This is a genomic window from Crenothrix polyspora, from assembly GCF_900163755.1.
Lineage (GTDB): Bacteria > Pseudomonadota > Gammaproteobacteria > Methylococcales > Methylomonadaceae > Crenothrix > Crenothrix polyspora.
Genome location: NZ_FUKI01000041.1, coordinates 1 through 17,567 on the forward strand (window position 1 = coordinate 1; position 17,567 = coordinate 17,567).

Below are 17,567 nucleotides of genomic sequence, written 5' to 3' on the forward strand. Positions count from 1 at the left end.
CAGCCACCGTTCGTGCTGAGCTTGTCGAAGCATGAACGGCACACTTCGACAAGCTCAGTGCGAACGGTTACGCTGTAACTATTGAGCTGTGAAAACGCTGTATGTACTATGTCTTGTAGCGCGAAAGCACAGGTAACAAAAAATATGGTTTTGCTACCGGCGTACTTTTTACTGTGGAGCGCTCGCACTAACGCGATAGCGTTGTAGGTTGATATAGCACACATCCATGAGCAGTGGCTCTGGTATATTCTCAGTACGAAAAAAATTCAGTTATGCAGGTTGTTAAAATTTTATGATTCAAAAAATACATTTTGAAAAACCAAGTATAGGTTAAATCTCTAACGTGATAACGCAGCATCACAAAATTTTATAGGATGTGCATAACGTTTATTTCAGTGTAGTCATTCCGTAACGAAGCAGTATTTCATTATGAAAATTATTAGTTTTCCATTGAATTGTATAGGGATTTTTGTTTTCTGTTTTAAGCTTAATGTAGGATGAAAACGCATTATGCAGCGTCATGATTGAATAAAATGTTGGATATGACAATACGTATAAATACCTATCTCGGCGTTGCGATAGGCGCTTGAAATGTGTTGTGACGTATTGTTAGAGGTTTGGTATCTCACTTAAATTGACAGTAGTGTTTCTTTAGGCGTGCAAATTGCTGGTCAAACTGAGCTTAAAACAGTCAGTCAGAGTGTGTAAAAATCTGCTCGCTTTGAGCTATGGTATGGTTCAGCAAATTAAGGTATTTTTATTGGAAATGTGATATACCTCACGCAATTCAAAAAATATTATATTCATATTGTGATGCGAATCACATTAGCTAGCTTGCTATCTACTAAAGACTAACTAGGCTTAGTAGCATGAAAAGCGAACAAATTTTTCAGCAACTGCGTTTGAGTTTATTTTGATAAATTTAACTAATTTTGACAGCTGTGCGTAAATTATTATCGTTTTTTCATGACTAACAATGGCAGAGCAGTAGCGGTTATTATCTAATAACAAGCAGAAATTTTGTCCTGTACGTGTCTGGCACACTTGCCAGATAGTTAATTTAAGGAGCAAGATACATGAAAATTAAAAAAATAATTACGTTAACCGCACTTATTACAGGATTAAGTATTACTGCACAGGCACATGCTGAATTAATTACAGCGACTATTGATGAATTTAATGAGTTACAACAACCTGGTGTCTTTCATATGTTCACTAATGTAGGCGCGGCTTCGGTTAGCACTTCAAATACAAAGCGCACACTCACGCAAGAATTATTGGCATCCGATGGCAATGGCTTTAGTCTAACCAGAGTGGCAAAAAATGCTAATACGGGCAATAATATATTGTATGTCAGTAACACACTCGCTGAAAAGACGCAGGTTACGGTTTCATGGGATCTTTCTCCTGGGCTTATTGCATCAAGTTATGTTAATTACAGTAGATACTATTTTGATGTCGAAAGTCTTGTAACTTTACCACTCAATATTAGTTTTTTATTTAAAGAAACGGCAGCATCAATTTTTACCAATTTAGCACAGTATACCTTTACGACACCTGTTATAAACCAAGCGGTTTCATTTGCAATGGATATATCTCAAGTAAATAGAATCAATCAAGGGGGAAATCTCAAGTTAGTTATTAATGGCGGCGCAGGATGGGGGTTGTCTCTGGATGCCTTTAAATTTTCTTATCTAGCTCCGCCGCCTCCGCCAATATTATCTGTGCCGGAATTAAATTTAATGGGCTTAACAATTTTGAGCTTAGCAAGTCTAAGCTTATTTCGTAGACGGACGCTGCCGAATAAAAATCAGCAGAGCCTCTGTAGGATGGTTTCGCGCTAGCAAACTGCCAATCAACGCTCATGTCAATATTCAGTGGGCGTATTGTGGCGGATTACCTAGCGGCGAATCCACCCTGCAACTTTATTATGTTGAGTGTTGCAAAGACCTATGAGGTTTTTAAAACCTCATAGGTGTCTCGCTGATCAAGACATACCTGACATATCACAATTGACTGAGACTAGCCCCATTGCGACTTACGCACATTAAAGTTGCGGCCTTTGATTTTACCCGTACGTAAACAACCCAGTGCGCTGTCGATACTGGCGCGTTTTATGGCGACATACGCATGATTATCAAAAATATCGATTTTACCCACCTCGCTACCTAAAATGCCTTTTTCGCCGGTTAACGCGCCTAATATATCGCCTGGGCGTATTTTGTCTTTACGACCGCCATCAATCCACAACGTAATCATCGGTGGCTCTAAGCGCTGTTCACGTCCGGCCTGAAACGGCGCGACTTCGTCCCATTGCGCGGAGAATTTTTGATAATCTTCAATGGCTTTTACTCTGGGTAATTCTTGTGGTGTACACAAGCTGAGTGCCAAACCTGTATTACCAGCACGGCCGGTGCGGCCAATTCGGTGGACATAAATTTCAGGATCCCAGGGTAATTCATAATTAATGACAGCTTGTAACTCTTTAATGTCTAGGCCACGCGCAGCCACATCAGTCGCCACTAAAATAGAGCAGCTTTTATTAGCAAAACGTACCAACACTTGATCGCGGTCTCTTTGCTCCAGATCACCATGTAAGGATTGTACTGAAAAACCATTGCCTTCCAAGCCGTTGGCGACATCGTGACAGTCTTTTTTGGTATTACAAAAAATCACCGTCGATTCTGGCCGGTAAAAAGCCAGCAAATACCCCAGCGCATTACTGCGTTTGTTTTTGTCTATTTGAAAAAATCGCTGCTCAATCGCATTATCTTGGTGATTGTTTTCAATGCTCACCGTTAGCGGATTGTTTTGAAATTTTCGACTCAATTCACGAATTGGATCAGCAAAAGTCGCCGAAAACAATAAAGTTTGCCGCTGTTTCGGAGCATAAGAAATGACCTCAGAAACCGCTTCTTCAAAGCCCATATCCAGCATACGATCAGCTTCATCCAATACCAGTGTATTGAGATTATCCAAACGTAAATGTCGCTTACGTAAATGTTCTTGCAAGCGCCCCGGTGTACCTACAACAATATGCACACCGTGCGCCAATGATTCCGCTTGTGGACGCGCTGGCGTGCCGCCACATAAAGCCAGCACTTTAATATTTTGTGTAAATCGTGCCAGTTTACGTAGCTCATTACATACCTGATCCGCCAGTTCACGGGTAGGACACACCACCATTGCCTGGACATTAAAATCAGTCAAATCCAAACGTGATAATAAGCCAATGCCAAAACATGCGGTTTTGCCACTGCCGGTTTTGGCTTGTGCGATGACATCATTGCCATCCAGAATCAGCGGCAAACTTTCGGCTTGTATGGGGGTAAGCTCGGTGTAACCTAAAGACGCTATGTTATCAAGCAGCGCAGGGGTTAAGGGTAAAGATGAAAATTTAACAGTAGTCACAACACTCTCTAAGCAATGCGAATGCCGACGAACTGTCGCCATTCAATGGTTTATGATACCAGATGCCAATCATTTAAGGCGTAAGACAAACGCTATATTCGCTAAGGGTTTTTAGGCTGATCAGCTTAAGTCGGTAGCCCAAAAATAGTAGCTCAAAGCTCGCGCAACACACTCACCGGCGATTTGTTAACAATGTACCGAATTCCGCTATAGCCCGCCAAAGCCACACAAATACTGCCGACTATCGGTATCACTAACCACAGATAATAATTCGGGCTATAGGCAATGTGCATCACCTGCGTGTACAGGCTATAAATAATCGCTTCCGACATTATCACGGTTAATACACCGGCAATAAATCCCAGCAAACCAAACTCCAGCAGATGAATTTTGGTTAAAAACGAGCGCTTAGCACCTAACGTCCTTAAGATCGCACCTTCTTGTATACGATGATCCAAGGTGGCATACACCGCTGCAAACAACACGGTAAACCCCGCCAGCAACGAAAAATACAGTAAATAATTAATCGCCTGGGTTAATTGAAGCAAAATAGTTTTAAACTGCTTCACAATCACATCCACTTCTAAAATCGTGATGGCGGGGTATTTTTTCACCAGCGTGTTCAGCACATTTTTATGGGCTTCCGGCAAATAAAAACTGGTGATCAATGTGCTGGGATACGCATCCAGCGTACCTGGCGAAAACACCATATAAAAATTAGGCCGCATGGTGTCCCAATCTAAGCTGCGCAAACTGGTGACTTCGGCCTTGATTTGCTGGCTGCCCACGGTAAAGGTCAACTGGTCGTGCAGCTTTATTTTTAGGCTAGTGGCCAGTTTTTGTTCAACCGATACTTGCCCCGCTTGTACAGTTTGCCACCATGTCCCTTGGGTAATTTTGTTATCTTCCGGTAATTGCTGCGTAAAGGTTAGGCTTAATTCGCGGTGGGTCGCGCTCTCGCCTTGTGAATCTTTACTGACCACCTGTTGCACAGGGGTATTATTGATTTCTACCAAACGGCCTTTCACCACCGGATAAAACTGACTGTGTGTAATATCCAGAGCCTGCATATCCTGCTTAAAAGTCGCTTGCTGTGCGGGGAAAATATTTAGCGCAAAATGGTTGGGGGCATTATCTGGCAACTGCTTTTGCCAGTTGTCGATTAAATCGGTGCGCACGGTAAAGCTTAACACCATCGCTACCAAGGTAATGCTAAACGCCAATATTTGGCTGACACTGGCGCCGCTGTTGCGTAAGATGCCTTGCAAGCCAAAGCGCCAGGTAAGGTTCAGATGTGGCAACAATTTACCCGTCACACGTAGCAGTCCGTACACCAGCAAACCTAACACCAGCAGTGTCAACAAACCCACACCCAATAGGGTCGCGGTCATTTTCGCATCGCCGGTATAGCGTTCTATTAATACGGCAATAATGCCCAATGCCAAGCCATATACCAGCCATGCGCTACTAGGCAACGGCTCCAGCTCACGGCGCAATACCCGCAGCGGTGACACTTGCTTAAGCCGCAACAACGGCGGTAAGGCAAACGCTAACAACACCGCCATGCCCACTATAAAGCCGAAAAATACCGCCAACAGCCCAGGATTGGCAACGTGTTGCGGCAACAATCCGCGTAACAAATGGAACAAGGCTTGCTGGGCAAACCAACCTAAACCACAGCCGATGCTACTGGCCAACACACCCAACACCACAAACTGGCAACCGTAAAGCCATAAAATGTCACGTTGTTTTAAACCTAAACAGCGCAAGATGGCGGTGGCATTAAAATGCCGCTCGGTGTAACGGCGTGTCGCCATCGCAATTGCTACGCCAGAAATTAAAATAACGATAATGCTGGATAAGCCTAAATAACGTTCAGCGCGATTTAACGCCGAACCTAATTCCGGGCGATCTTTATGGATATCCAACATGCGCTGCGAGGGGTTGAGCTGCGGTTTTAGCCACTGGTTAAAGGCTTGCAATGCGCTAGCTTCACCGGTGTACTGGAAAAAATAATGTACGTGGCTGCCTGGCTGAATAATGCCAGTCGCAGGAAGGTCTGCATCATTGATCATCACCCGTGGTGAAAAGCTGTAGAAATCACCTTGTTTGTCGGTTTCGTAGGTTAAAATCTGGCTGGCAATAAGTTTTTTCTCACCGACGGTTAACGCATCGCCGAGCTTAAGTTTTAAGGCCGATAACACCCGTTTCTCCACCCACGCCTGCCCTGCGGGTGGGCCTTGATGCACGGTGTGTTCTTCTGAATAATCGCCACCGGTAATTTTTAAATAGCCGCGTAACGGGTAAGCGTTGCTCACCGCTTTGACACTGGCCAGCAGCATCTCGTCGTTTTCTATGAGCACGCTGGAAAAATCGGCGGTTTGCGCGGCATGCAGTTGCAAGGCCTGTGCTTTGGTAATCCAATTGGCAGGCTGCACGTCAGGGCTGGTAATGACCAAATCGGCGGCCAGAAAATCGGCGGTTTGTGTCGTCATAGTGCGTTGCAAACGGTCGGCAAACAGCGAGATGGCGGTGGCGCTGGTGACGGCAATGATGAGCGCCATGACCAAAATGGTCAATTCGCCAGAACGGCTGTCGCGCCATAACAAGCGCAAGGCCAAATTAAAACGGCTCATACCATACTCCCGGAATCCAGCTTGATGGTGCGCTGGCAACGTGCCGCTAAGGCTTGGTCGTGGGTGACTAAAATCAAGGTGGTGTTATTTTCCTGATTTAGCTCAAACAACAGATCAATAATCGTTGCGCCGGTTTTGCTATCCAAATTGCCGGTGGGCTCATCGGCAAACAGAATGACAGGGCGGGTGACAAACGCTCTGGCCAAGGCCACGCGTTGTTGTTCACCGCCAGAAAGTTGCCTAGGCATATGGCTTAAGCGGTGCGCAAGGCCAACTCTGGTTAATAGCGCAGTTGCCAAAGATTTAGCCTGTTTATCGCCACCCAATTCCAGCGGCAACATCACATTCTCCAAGGCCGTTAAGCTGGGTAATAATTGAAATGACTGAAACACAAAACCAATCAGCTCATTGCGCATTGCTGCGCGGCCATCTTCGCTCATGGTGGTGAGTTCATGGCCATTAATACGAATCGTACCCGAACTGGGTGTATCTAAACCTGCCAATAAACTGATCAAAGTCGACTTTCCAGATCCAGATTCGCCAATAATAGCTATACTTTCACCAGATTTAATACACAAGTGTATTGATCTTAAGATATGTAATACACCCTCGGAAGTCTGCACCGCTTTGCCTAAACTTTCTGCTACTATAATGTTTTTTAATGCTAAATCTGCGTGAGTGTGCATAATGTTCCGATTTTTAATTGCTGTGATTTTACTGATGATGAACCAAGCCGCCGTGGCCAAGTCCAATATAGTGGTATTAGGTGATAGCATCAGCGCCGGTTATGGCCTGGAACTAGGACAAGGCTGGGTACACTTGGTTCAGCAAAAACTGCTGGCAGCTAATGACTGTTGCACTATTCTAAACGAAAGTATCAGTGGCGATACCAGCGCGGGTGGTTTGGCCAGATTAGAGGCAATTTTAACCATCCAAAAGCCGAAAATACTCATCTTGGAGCTGGGTGCGAATGATGGTTTGCGTGGTTTGCAGACCTTTGTATTAAAGCAGACGCTGGCGGAAATCATACGTCGTAGCCAGAAAGCTGGCGCAAAAGTCTTGTTGCTGAGCATGCGTATCCCCCCTAATTACGGCAAACGTTATATCGACATGTTTTACGGTATTTACCTACAGTTGTCCAAGGAACTGGATGTACCTATGATGCCATTTTTAATGGAAGACGTGGCATTAGTGAAGGATTTAATGCAGCCTGATGGCCTACACCCCAACGCCAAGGCGCAACCGATTATCGCCGATAAAGTTTGGCACTATTTACAACCGCTTTTAAAATAACTGAGATTTTTAATGACAGCACTGACACTGAAACAAGCAAACCAAATTATTAATACTGCACTTAATATGGCCAGACGACTCAATATGGCTCCCGTCACTGTGGTGGTTCTGGATGTCGCAGGGCATTTAAAAGCCATGCAGCGCGAAGACGGTGCCAGCATGATCCGACAACAAATTGCCACCGCCAAAGCCTGGGGCGCGGTGAACATGGGCGTGTCATCACGCAGTTTGGCCACGGTCGCCATACAGCGCCCCGATTTTATGAACGCTTTGGTTGATGTGGCAGGTGGCAAGATTATGCCGGTGCCGGGTGGGGTATTAATTCGTGATTCAGACAATAATCTGATTGGCGCAGTCGGCATCAGCGGCGATGTGTCCGATCAAGATGAGCATTGCGCGATTGCGGGAATAGAGTCGGTGGGTTTTTTTGCAGGCGTTTAAGTGCCCGCTTCAGCTTGCTGCGCTGGCGGTGGGTAAGTTGCGCTAATGAATAGGCGAGCGTTCTTGAAATGGGTTTTGTCTGGTGGCGCACTGGTGCTGGCGGGTAGCTACCCGACTTTTATCGAGCGTACCACAGTGCTGGTTAACCATTACAAAATCCCACTCCCCCGCTTGCCTGCGGCGTTTCACGGTTTTCGGCTGGCACAGTTAACCGATATTCATTTAGGCCAGCTGGTTTCAGCCGCGTTTGTTGAAGGTTTGGTTCAGCGCACCAACCGCTTGGGTGCAGATGCCATTCTGTGTACCGGCGATTTTGTCCACGCCAGAAATACCATCGAAGAAATAGATCAGATTTGGCCGCTACTGGCCAAACTGCATGCTAACTATGGCGTGTATTCCGTGCTGGGCAATCACGATCATTGGGCGGATACTGACCGGTCGCTGTATTGGCTAGAACGCACAGGGCAGGATCTTCGCCACCAAAGCAAGGTGATTTATAAAGGTAAAAACAGGATTATTCTGGGCGGTGCAGGTGATTTTTTAGAGGACCAGCTTAAGATTGATGAGGTTTTTGCACGTTCCGATGAGCGCGATTGTAGAATTTTGTTATCGCATAATCCTGATTCGGTGGACAGTGATTTTGATACTCCGCTGGATTTGGTGATCAGTGGTCATACCCACGGTGGTCAGGTGGTTGTACCGTTGTTTGGGCCGGTTACCGTGCCTGTTGATAATAAAAACTACACCAGTGGCTTGATTGCCACGCCTAAAACCCAGTTGTTTATCAGTCGTGGCATTGGTTGGTCTATACTGCCGGTAAGATTCAATTGCTATCCTGAGATTGCTGTATTAGAGTTGCTTAATCCTAAGTTATTGGCGTAGTGCGGGTTAAAATTCTATGTATTTGGAGTGAATACACATGAAAATGGTTTTCTGGGTTTTATTAACAGGTTTATGTTTTTTAGCGTCTGCTCATGCTGCCAGTAAAAAGCAGGCGCTTTATGTTATTGAAGGCAAAATCAGTGTGTTTGAAAGTGCTGACAATTTTTATCTGACTATTGTGGATAAAAAAGGCAAACAACACACAGCTTTATGTGCGGCGGATTTATGTGAAAAATTAATGCTGGCAACCGATGATACGTTGGGCGGTTATAAAGGCAGAAAAGTTAGGGTGACTGTTGGCACAGGTAAACAGGTGGATGGTTCTGGGCAGGTGATGGGCGTTATGGAGGCGTTTGTTAAAATTCGGTTAGTGAAATGAAAATTGCGGTAGCCTGTAAATGCCCCCGAAATGGTGGATTCAACTAATTAAGTGCAATCGCTATAATTCTTTATTTGTAAAATGTAAAATACGGTTTTTGATTTTTTTGAAAAATTATTTAAAAACAATGTGATATAAAATATCAACTGCATCCATTAGTCAATAATGACTACGTTTTCAGTCCGTTAGATTACAAAATAAAATTACACTTATTAGTTAAATTCACCAAATTATTTAGCAGGGTGTTCACATAACAGCGTATAAGTATGTTCTGGGGTTGATGAAATTTATCGGCAATATGCCGCATAATATCTTAACTAATTTAATTTTAAGTAAAACGTATTAATCTGCTGGAGTAACCGCCATGAGCAAAGAGCAAAAAAGCAATAAAGAAGACAAGAAAAAACCGGCAATGAGTCCGAAAGAAAAGAAAGCTGCGAAAAAAACCAAAAAAGATTCTAAGTAAGGGCGGCGGTAATCAAGTTTATTTGAAAACCTGATAAAATCACCCTCGTGCAAATTTGTAGTCGCGAGGGGTTATGAGGCTACTTGTCTGAATCAACAGCCAACGTTTCTGTAGCGACTTCAAAAACCATCAAGCCTTTCGACTCCACAGCCGCTTTTTGCTATAATATCAGGCTGATTTAATGACAATACATATCGTGCAGTGCCACACCGTTACGTGGCGTGATGCTTATGGTTAAAAAATCATGCCGCCGTGACCTGTTGCGGCATTCATTAGGGTTATAGGGATCAATGTCAAACTTCGCTAAAGAAATTATTCCTGTCAATCTCGAAGACGAGATGCGGCAGTCCTACCTTGATTACGCCATGAGCGTTATCGTTGGCCGAGCGCTACCCGATGTCAGAGATGGATTGAAACCGGTGCATCGCCGTGTGCTATACGCCATGAGTGAATTGGGCAACGACTGGAATAAGCCTTATAAAAAGTCCGCGCGTATCGTCGGGGACGTGATTGGTAAATACCACCCGCATGGCGATACCGCTGTGTATGATACGATGGTACGGATGGCGCAGCCGTTTTCCTTGCGCTACATGTTGATAGACGGGCAGGGCAACTTTGGTTCGGTCGATGGCGACCCCGCAGCGGCCATGCGTTATACTGAAGTGCGCATGTCTAAAATTGCCCACGAGTTGCTGGCCGATTTGGATAAAGAGACCGTCAACTTCATCCCCAACTACGACGAGTCTGAAGTACAACCCGATGTATTGCCGACACGCTTGCCGAATTTATTGGTCAATGGCTCATCCGGTATCGCCGTTGGCATGGCGACCAATATTCCACCGCATAATTTGTCCGAAGTTATCAGCGCCTGTCTGGTGGTGATCGACCAGCCCGACATCAGTATTTTGGAATTGATGGAGCATATTCCAGGGCCGGATTTCCCTACCGCAGGCATTATTAACGGGGCATCTGGCATTTACAGCGCCTACACCACAGGCCGTGGCAAGATTTATATGCGGGCACGCTGTCATTTTGAAGATATCGGTGACACCAGTCGTCAGGCCATTGTCACTACCGAATTACCGTATCAGGTCAATAAAGCGCGGTTGTTGGAAAAAATTGCTGAACTTATCAAAGAAGCCAAGCTGGAAGGCATTTCTGCCTTGCGTGATGAGTCCGATAAAGACGGCATGCGCATGGTGATTGAGCTGCGGCGCGGTGAAATGCCCGAAGTGGTGTTGAATAACTTGTACAAGCAGACCCAGTTCCAGACCGTGTTTGGTATTAACATGGTGGCGCTGCTCGGTGGTCGTCCGTATTGTATGAATCTGAAAGAGATTCTGGATGCGTTTATTGACCACCGCCGCGAGATTGTTACGCGCAGGACGGTGTATTTATTGCGCAAAGCCCGTGACCGTGCGCACATTCTGGAAGGTTTGGCGGTGGCGTTAGCCAACATCAACGAGATGATTGAGTTGATCCGCGCGTCAAAAAATCGTGAAGAAGCCAAAGCCGGTTTGCTGGAAAAGTCCTGGCATGCAGGATTGGTGTCCAGTTTGCTGGAAAGCGCCGATGCCACGCGTTCACGGCCGGAAGATTTGGCCGAGCAGTTTGGTATTCACGGCGGCGAGTACAGTTTGTCTGAAACTCAGGCGCACGCCATTTTAGATTTGCGTCTGCATCGTTTAACCGGTTTAGAGCAAGATAAGATTGTTGAAGAATACAAGCAGTTGCTGGCGCAAATTGATGAGTATTTGTTTATTTTGGCCAACGATATCCGTTTAATGGAAATCATCCGCGAAGAACTGGTGGCCATTAAGGACGAGTATTCGGACAAGCGTCGTACCGAAATTGTCCAGGATCATTCGGACTTATCGGATGGCGATTTGATAACTGTGGAAGATATGGTGGTTACCATGTCGCACGAGGGCTATGTAAAAGCCCAGCCTTTGGGTGACTATAAGGCGCAACGACGTGGTGGTCGGGGTAAATCGGCCACTGCCATGAAGGAAACCGATTATATCGACAAATTGATTGTTGCCAATACCCACGATACCGTGTTGTGTTTTTCGTCATTAGGCAAAGTGTATTGGCTTAAGGTCTATCAATTGCCGGTGGCCAGCCGTGCGGCGCGTGGCAAGCCGTTTGTCAATTTGCTGCCGCTGGAAGCGGGCGAAAAAATCAACGCCTTGTTGCCGATCAGTGAGTTTACCGAAAACAAATTCATCTTTATGGCAACCTCCACAGGTACGGTCAAAAAGACGCCGTTAAATGAGTTTGAAAAACCGCGCACCACCGGTAAAATCGCTATTGATTTACGTGATGACGACAGCTTGGTGGGTGTTGCAGTAACTGACGGTCAGCAAAATGTGCTGTTGTTCAGCTCCACCGGTAAAGCGGTGTGCTTTAATGAAGAAGACGTGCGCTCTATGGGGCGTAATGCCACCGGCGTGCGCGGGATGCGCTTAAAAGACGGCGAAAAGATCATCTCCTTGATTATTTCCACCGAAGGCACGGTGTTGAATATTACCGAAAACGGTTATGGCAAACGCACTAAGCTGGAAGAGTTCACCTGCCACAAGCGTGGTGGCCAGGGTTTGATTGCTATCCAGACTTCGGCGCGTAATGGGGCGGTAGTGGGTGCGGTGCTGGTGAATGATAACGATGAAATCATGTTGATCTCGGATGGCGGTACGTTAGTGCGTACCCGCGTGGATGGTATTTCTGTGGTGGGTCGTAACACCCAGGGTGTTACCATTATCCGTCTGGATAAGAAAGAAAAAGTGATTGGTGTGGATCGTATCGAAGGTTTGGCGGATGAAGAGGAAGACGATCTTGAGCTTGATGCGGTGTTGGACGGTGAGTTAGCGTTGGCTGATGATGTGGATTCCACTTTAGATGATACTGCAATTGATGATGTTGAGCTAGGTGAAGAAGAGTAGTTTTCGATGATTTTTATAGCCATCCAACAGCCAGAGCTTGTTAAATAAGGCAACCAGCTTAATAGAGGACAAAATGTAGGTTGGGTTGAGCGCTTTTCTCAACCCAACATTTCCATTGTAAATGTTGGGTTGCCAAACAGCAGGCAGCCCAATCTACGTGAACATTATTATTTTTGTTCCGGTTGTGTGGGTAGTTGAAAACACTAAAAATACAGGAGTTGTATGAACGTTTTACCAAATTGCCCACAATGTGGCTCTGAGTTTACCTATGAAGACGGTGATATGTATGTTTGTCCTGAGTGTGCGCATGAATGGGGGAAAGGCACTATAAGCGCAGAGCTTAGCAATGCGCTTATTGTCAAGGATGCTTACGGCAACCTTCTTAAGGACGGTGATAGCGTTACGGTTATTAAAGACTTAAAGGTGAAAGGGTCATCAGATGTGGTTAAAGTGGGTACTAAAGTTAAAAACATCCGCTTAGTCGAAGGCGACCATGATATCGACTGCAAAATAGACGGTATTGGTGCTATGAAATTGAAATCGGAATTTGTTAAAAAGGCTTAGTTTGACTAGTAATGCACGTTGGGGTGCGGTAACGAACCCCAACCCATGATGCATTGTGTCGTTGGAGTTCCTAATGTCACCACCAACCTAGTACTCAGTCAATATTATTCTGTCGGATGCTATAAAGACCTACGAGGTTTTAAAAACCTCGTAGGTCTCACATCGGTCAAAAATATACCCGGCATATCAAGATTGACTGAGTACTAGCTTTTGTCCCTGTTTAAATGCGTAACCCGAGTCATTCAAAGAAAATCTGCACCACTTGCCTTCTAAATAATTAAATTATACGAATAACTATCCAAAACAGTGAGAATCTAATGTCCAGAGTATTTAATTTTAGCGCCGGCCCCTCGGCATTCCCAGAGTCTGTTTTGCAACAAGCCCAGCAAGAAATGCTGGATTGGCGCGGTAGCGGCATGTCGGTGATGGAAATGAGCCATCGCGGCAAGCATTTTTCGCTGATTGCCGAAGAGCTGGAAAGCGATTTGCGCGAGTTGATGGCAATTCCTGAAAACTACAAAGTGTTGTTTTTACAAGGTGGTGCATCGGCACAGTTTGCTTTTATCCCGCAAAATATCTTAAACGGCAAAACTAAAGCCTGTTACGTCAATACCGGCGCATGGTCAGAAAAGGCCATTAAAGATGCTAAAGCCTATTGTGATGTCGTCGTTAGCGCCAGTTCAGAAGAGTCCAAATTCACCACGATTCCTGATGTTGCGGATTGGGCATTGGACAGTGAGGCGGCTTATTTGCACTACACCTCCAACGAAACCATCCACGGCGTGGAGTTTCAAAACGTGCCGGATGCTAAAGGCTTAACCTTGGTATCGGATATGTCATCAAACATCCTGTCTCGCACGGTGGATGTCAGCCAATACGGTTTGATTTATGCTGGAACCCAAAAGAATATGGGGCCTGCGGGTGTCACTGTCGTTATCGTTAGGGATGATTTAATTGGCCATGCCGACAAGAAAGTGCCAGGCGTATTTAGTTATGCAGAACAGGTTAAGAACGGGTCTATGCTCAATACCCCTGCTACGTATAACTGGTATCTGGTCGGTTTGGTACTGAAATGGCTGAAAGCGCGGGGCGGCGTTGCGGCAATGGAACAATTTAATATCGCCAAAGCCGCCAAATTGTATCAAGCGATAGACCAGTCTACCCTGTACCGCAATCCGGTGGAAAAAGCCTATCGCTCACGGATGAACGTACCGTTTATTTTAGCGGATGAAAACCTGGATAAGGCGTTTATTAAAGACTCTGAAGCGGCTGGTTTATATGAGCTGAAAGGCCATCGTTCGGTCGGCGGCATGCGCGCCAGTATCTATAACGCCATGCCGGATGCCGGTGTCGATGCCCTGATTGCGTTTATGGCAGAGTTTGAACGTAGCCATTAAACACGGCCACTGTATTGCACACGATCACACCGAAATTAATCGAGAAGAAGAATGTCGTCCATCACCTCACTAGCCGAATTAAGAGAAAAAATTGATGCCATTGACGCAGACTTGTTGCGCTTGATTAATGAACGCGCGGCCTGTGCTGTGGAAGTGGCCAAAACCAAAATCGCTCAAGGTGAACAGGGCACGTTTTATCGCCCAGACCGTGAATCTTTGGTGCTGCGGCGCATTAAGGACATGAACCAAGGTCCGTTGCCGGACTACACCGCCGTGCGCTTTTTTAGGGAATTGATGTCATCGTGTCTGGCGCTGGAAAAGCCGATGAATGTGGCTTTTTTAGGGCCAGAAGGCACATTTACCCAGCAAGCGGTGGTCAAGCATTTTGGTAATGCGGTGAAGGCCATGCCGTCGGCGACGATTGATGAAATTTTTACCGTGGTTGAAGGCGGCGCTTGCCAATTTGGTGTGGTGCCGGTGGAAAACTCCACCGAAGGCGTGATCAGCCATACGTTGGACCGGTTGCTGAATTCGCATTTAAAGATTTGCGGCGAAGTGGAAATCCGCGTCCATCAAAACCTGATGGGACACGTCGCCAATTTAGCTGATATTACCGAAGTGTTTTCACACCAGCAATCGTTGGCGCAATGTCGTAAATGGCTGGATAAAAACCTGCCCCATGCCAAATTGACCGCCGTCAGCAGCAATGCTGAAGCGGCGAAAATGGCCGCTGCCAACCATCAGGTTGCCGCGATTGCAGGCCGCGTTGCCGCTGAAATCTACGAGTTGGATATCTTGGCTAAAAATGTCGAAGATGAGCCCAATAACACCACACGTTTTATTATCATTGGCCAGCAAATATCCAGCCCTACCGGTCGGGATAAGACCTCGCTGGTGGTATCTACCGGTAATAAGCCAGGTGCTTTGCACCAAGTGCTGGAGCCGTTTGCCAAGCTGGGCGTGGACATGGTGAATATTGAATCCAGGCCGTCTCGACAAGGCGTGTGGGATTATGTGTTTTTCATCGACATTGACGGCCACTGCGAAGATGACAAGGTTGCTCAAGCGTTGGTATTATTAAAAACTAATGTGAGTATGCTCAAGTTGTTGGGCTCTTACCCGAAAGCTGTTATTTAACCCTGATTGCCTGTACTTATCTCATGAACACGACTGATAACATTTACCAGCTGGCAGTTGCCGGCGTACAAAGCCTGATCCCTTACAAAGGTGGCAAGCCGATTGAAGAACTGGAGCGCGAGTTGGGTTTAAGCCATATTGTTAAATTGGCCTCCAATGAAAATCCTATCGGCATTGGTCAAAAAGCTTTGGCCGCCATCCAAAAGGCATCGGCAGATTTGGCGCTATATCCTGATGGTAACGGTTATCGTTTAAAGCAAGCCTTGGCCGCAAAATATGCGCTCGATGCCAGCCAGATTACCTTGGGCAATGGCTCCAACGAAATTTTAGAATTGTTGGCACGGGCTTTTTTAACGCCGAAACACGAAGTGATTTTTTCCCAACATGCGTTTGCCGTGTATCCGATTGTGACTCAAGCGGTTGGCGCGAAAGCGGTTGTTGTACCGGCGGTTAATTATGGCCATGATTTGGATGCCATGCTGGCCAGCGTTACCGAGCACACACGGTTAATTTTTATTGCCAATCCCAATAATCCCACCGGCACTTTGCTAAGCCAAGCCGATGTAAAACGCTTTATTGCCGCGTTGCCGGATACAGTGATTTGTGTGTTGGATGAGGCGTATTTTGAGTTTGTCAGTGGTGCAGCGTTGGCGGATTCAGCAGTTGAAGCCATTAATTCTATCGACTGGCTTAAGTTGTATCCCAACCTAATCATTACCCGCACGTTTTCCAAAGCCTATGGTCTGGCCGGATTGCGTGTCGGTTATGGCTTGTCCAGCCCGCAAATGGCGGATATTCTCAATCGGGTGCGCCAGCCGTTTAATAATAATGCGTTGGCGTTGGCGGCGGCAGAAGCAGCTTTGGATGATATTGATCATTTACAAAAAACGCTGCAAACCAATAGTCAAGGTATGCAGCAACTCACCGATGGCTTCAAGGCTTTGGGTTTAGAATGGATTCCATCGGCGGGTAATTTTGTCTCGGTGGATTTAAAACAGCCTGGGCAGCCGATTTATGAGGCGTTATTGCGTAAAGGCGTGATTGTGCGTCCGGTCGGTAATTACGAAATGCCCAACCATTTGCGGATCAGTATTGGTACGCAAGTGGAAAACCAAACCTTTCTTAATGCTTTAAAAGACATTCTGGCTGATGTTTAACCGTCTGTGTGTTATTGGTGTAGGTTTAATCGGTGGCTCTATTGCCCGCTCAGCAAGATCGCGTGGTTTGGCCAGGCAGATTATTGGTTTTGGGCGTCAGTCTGACTTGCAAAATCTGCAATCTGCCAAACGCTTAGGGGTTATTGACCAATATTATCTGGATATAGATTTCGCTGTAAATAATGCTGATTGTGTTGTGATTGCTACGCCGGTGGCGGCAGTGGCAGCCGTTTTTGAGCAGCTCAAACCTTTCTGGAATGCACAGACGATTTACACCGATGTCGGCAGTACCAAGGGCAATGTAATTGCTGCTGCACAAGGTGTATTTGGTGAGGTGCCGAATAATTTTATTCCAGCGCACCCTATAGCCGGTGCAGAAAATAGCGGTGTGGAAGCGGCGGTCGATAACTTGTTTGTTAATAAGCGCCTGATTATCACGCCTACCAGTCAATCGCAATTTGATGCAATACAAAAAATTCAGCAGTTTTGGCAGCAGATGGGGGCTATTGTTGACTTGATGACGGTTACACAACACGATGCCGTGTTGGGCGCGACCAGTCATTTGCCGCATATTCTGGCCTTTGCATTGGTCGATATGCTCGGCCAAAAAGACGAACAAAATGAGATTTTTAAGTACGCCGCCGGTGGTTTCAGGGATTTTACCCGCATAGCCTCCAGCGACCCCACCATGTGGCGCGATATTTGTACGGCCAATAAAAATGAATTGATACCATTAATCGAGCAGTTCAAGACAGAATTAGATAAAATACAAGGTTTGCTGGCGCAAGATGATGGCGAGCAGCTTTTTGAAACCTTTACGTATGCACGTCAGGCACGGCAACGCTTTCTGGATCAGTTCCTA

The 17,567-nt window shown here is 46.0% G+C and carries 14 protein-coding genes; 11 read left to right on the forward strand and 3 right to left on the reverse strand.

Annotated elements, in window-relative coordinates:
- The first annotated feature begins 1,076 nt into the window (after positions 1-1,076).
- Positions 1,077-1,844 (forward strand): hypothetical protein, encoded by a 768-nt coding sequence (locus CRENPOLYSF2_RS02545; protein ID WP_087142399.1) that lies wholly within the window; start codon positions 1,077-1,079, stop codon positions 1,842-1,844.
- A 178-nt stretch (positions 1,845-2,022) separates the two neighbouring features.
- On the opposite strand, the gene dbpA is transcribed toward CRENPOLYSF2_RS02545, so the two are convergent.
- The 3 genes from dbpA to CRENPOLYSF2_RS02560 form a co-directional block, all read right to left on the reverse strand.
- Positions 2,023-3,411 (reverse strand): ATP-dependent RNA helicase DbpA, encoded by a 1,389-nt coding sequence (gene dbpA / locus CRENPOLYSF2_RS02550; protein ID WP_087142400.1) that lies wholly within the window; start codon positions 3,409-3,411, stop codon positions 2,023-2,025.
- Between the two features lie 152 nt (positions 3,412-3,563).
- Complete coding sequence (locus tag CRENPOLYSF2_RS02555) at positions 3,564-6,047, reverse strand: ABC transporter permease (RefSeq protein WP_087142401.1); 2,484 nt, start codon at positions 6,045-6,047, stop codon at positions 3,564-3,566.
- Complete coding sequence (locus CRENPOLYSF2_RS02560) at positions 6,044-6,733, reverse strand: ABC transporter ATP-binding protein (RefSeq protein WP_087142402.1); 690 nt, start codon at positions 6,731-6,733, stop codon at positions 6,044-6,046. The genes CRENPOLYSF2_RS02555 and CRENPOLYSF2_RS02560 overlap by 4 nt, the downstream gene beginning before the upstream one ends.
- A gap of 1 nt (position 6,734) precedes the next feature.
- Here CRENPOLYSF2_RS02560 and CRENPOLYSF2_RS02565 point away from each other — a divergent pair, with 1 nt between their 5' ends.
- From CRENPOLYSF2_RS02565 to CRENPOLYSF2_RS02610, 10 genes are all read left to right on the forward strand, one after another.
- Positions 6,735-7,340 (forward strand): arylesterase, encoded by a 606-nt coding sequence (locus CRENPOLYSF2_RS02565; RefSeq protein ID WP_087142403.1) that lies wholly within the window; start codon positions 6,735-6,737, stop codon positions 7,338-7,340.
- Between the two features lie 12 nt (positions 7,341-7,352).
- Complete coding sequence (locus tag CRENPOLYSF2_RS02570) at positions 7,353-7,781, forward strand: GlcG/HbpS family heme-binding protein (RefSeq protein ID WP_087142404.1); 429 nt, start codon at positions 7,353-7,355, stop codon at positions 7,779-7,781.
- Positions 7,782-7,844: 63 nt separating this feature from the next.
- The gene (locus tag CRENPOLYSF2_RS02575; RefSeq protein ID WP_176371008.1) at positions 7,845-8,663 is read left to right on the forward strand and encodes a metallophosphoesterase; all 819 of its coding nucleotides are present in this window, start codon (positions 7,845-7,847) and stop codon (positions 8,661-8,663) included.
- A gap of 37 nt (positions 8,664-8,700) precedes the next feature.
- Positions 8,701-9,042, forward strand: coding sequence for a hypothetical protein (locus CRENPOLYSF2_RS02580; protein WP_087142406.1), 342 nt, complete (start codon positions 8,701-8,703; stop codon positions 9,040-9,042).
- Positions 9,043-9,798: 756 nt separating this feature from the next.
- Entirely contained in the window at positions 9,799-12,450 is a 2,652-nt protein-coding gene (gene gyrA / locus CRENPOLYSF2_RS02585; RefSeq protein ID WP_087142407.1) for a DNA gyrase subunit A, read from the forward strand.
- Positions 12,451-12,672: 222 nt separating this feature from the next.
- Positions 12,673-13,014: a zinc ribbon domain-containing protein YjdM gene (locus CRENPOLYSF2_RS02590; protein ID WP_087142408.1), complete on the forward strand. Its 342-nt coding sequence runs from the start codon at positions 12,673-12,675 to the stop codon at positions 13,012-13,014.
- A 317-nt stretch (positions 13,015-13,331) separates the two neighbouring features.
- Entirely contained in the window at positions 13,332-14,411 is a 1,080-nt protein-coding gene (gene serC / locus CRENPOLYSF2_RS02595) for a 3-phosphoserine/phosphohydroxythreonine transaminase (protein ID WP_087142409.1), read from the forward strand.
- 51 nt (positions 14,412-14,462) lie between these two features.
- Positions 14,463-15,548, forward strand: coding sequence for a prephenate dehydratase (pheA, locus tag CRENPOLYSF2_RS02600; protein WP_087142410.1), 1,086 nt, complete (start codon positions 14,463-14,465; stop codon positions 15,546-15,548).
- 23 nt (positions 15,549-15,571) lie between these two features.
- On the forward strand, positions 15,572-16,705 hold the full coding sequence (gene hisC / locus CRENPOLYSF2_RS02605) for a histidinol-phosphate transaminase (protein ID WP_087142411.1): 1,134 nt from the start codon (positions 15,572-15,574) through the stop codon (positions 16,703-16,705).
- Positions 16,698-17,567 (forward strand): prephenate dehydrogenase (locus CRENPOLYSF2_RS02610; protein WP_087142412.1); only part of this gene is annotated, 870 nt, incomplete at its 3' end. The genes hisC and CRENPOLYSF2_RS02610, both read left to right, overlap by 8 nt.

Coding starts and splice junctions, on each gene's coding strand:
- CRENPOLYSF2_RS02545 (WP_087142399.1), top strand. CDS start 1,077: ATGAAAATTAAAAAAATAATTACGTTAACCGCACTTATTACAGGATTA.
- CRENPOLYSF2_RS02555 (WP_087142401.1), bottom strand. CDS start 6,047: ATGAGCCGTTTTAATTTGGCCTTGCGCTTGTTATGGCGCGACAGCCGT.
- CRENPOLYSF2_RS02560 (WP_087142402.1), bottom strand. CDS start 6,733: ATGCACACTCACGCAGATTTAGCATTAAAAAACATTATAGTAGCAGAA.
- CRENPOLYSF2_RS02565 (WP_087142403.1), top strand. CDS start 6,735: ATGTTCCGATTTTTAATTGCTGTGATTTTACTGATGATGAACCAAGCC.
- CRENPOLYSF2_RS02570 (WP_087142404.1), top strand. CDS start 7,353: ATGACAGCACTGACACTGAAACAAGCAAACCAAATTATTAATACTGCA.
- CRENPOLYSF2_RS02580 (WP_087142406.1), top strand. CDS start 8,701: ATGAAAATGGTTTTCTGGGTTTTATTAACAGGTTTATGTTTTTTAGCG.
- gyrA (WP_087142407.1), top strand. CDS start 9,799: ATGTCAAACTTCGCTAAAGAAATTATTCCTGTCAATCTCGAAGACGAG.
- CRENPOLYSF2_RS02590 (WP_087142408.1), top strand. CDS start 12,673: ATGAACGTTTTACCAAATTGCCCACAATGTGGCTCTGAGTTTACCTAT.
- serC (WP_087142409.1), top strand. CDS start 13,332: ATGTCCAGAGTATTTAATTTTAGCGCCGGCCCCTCGGCATTCCCAGAG.
- pheA (WP_087142410.1), top strand. CDS start 14,463: ATGTCGTCCATCACCTCACTAGCCGAATTAAGAGAAAAAATTGATGCC.
- hisC (WP_087142411.1), top strand. CDS start 15,572: ATGAACACGACTGATAACATTTACCAGCTGGCAGTTGCCGGCGTACAA.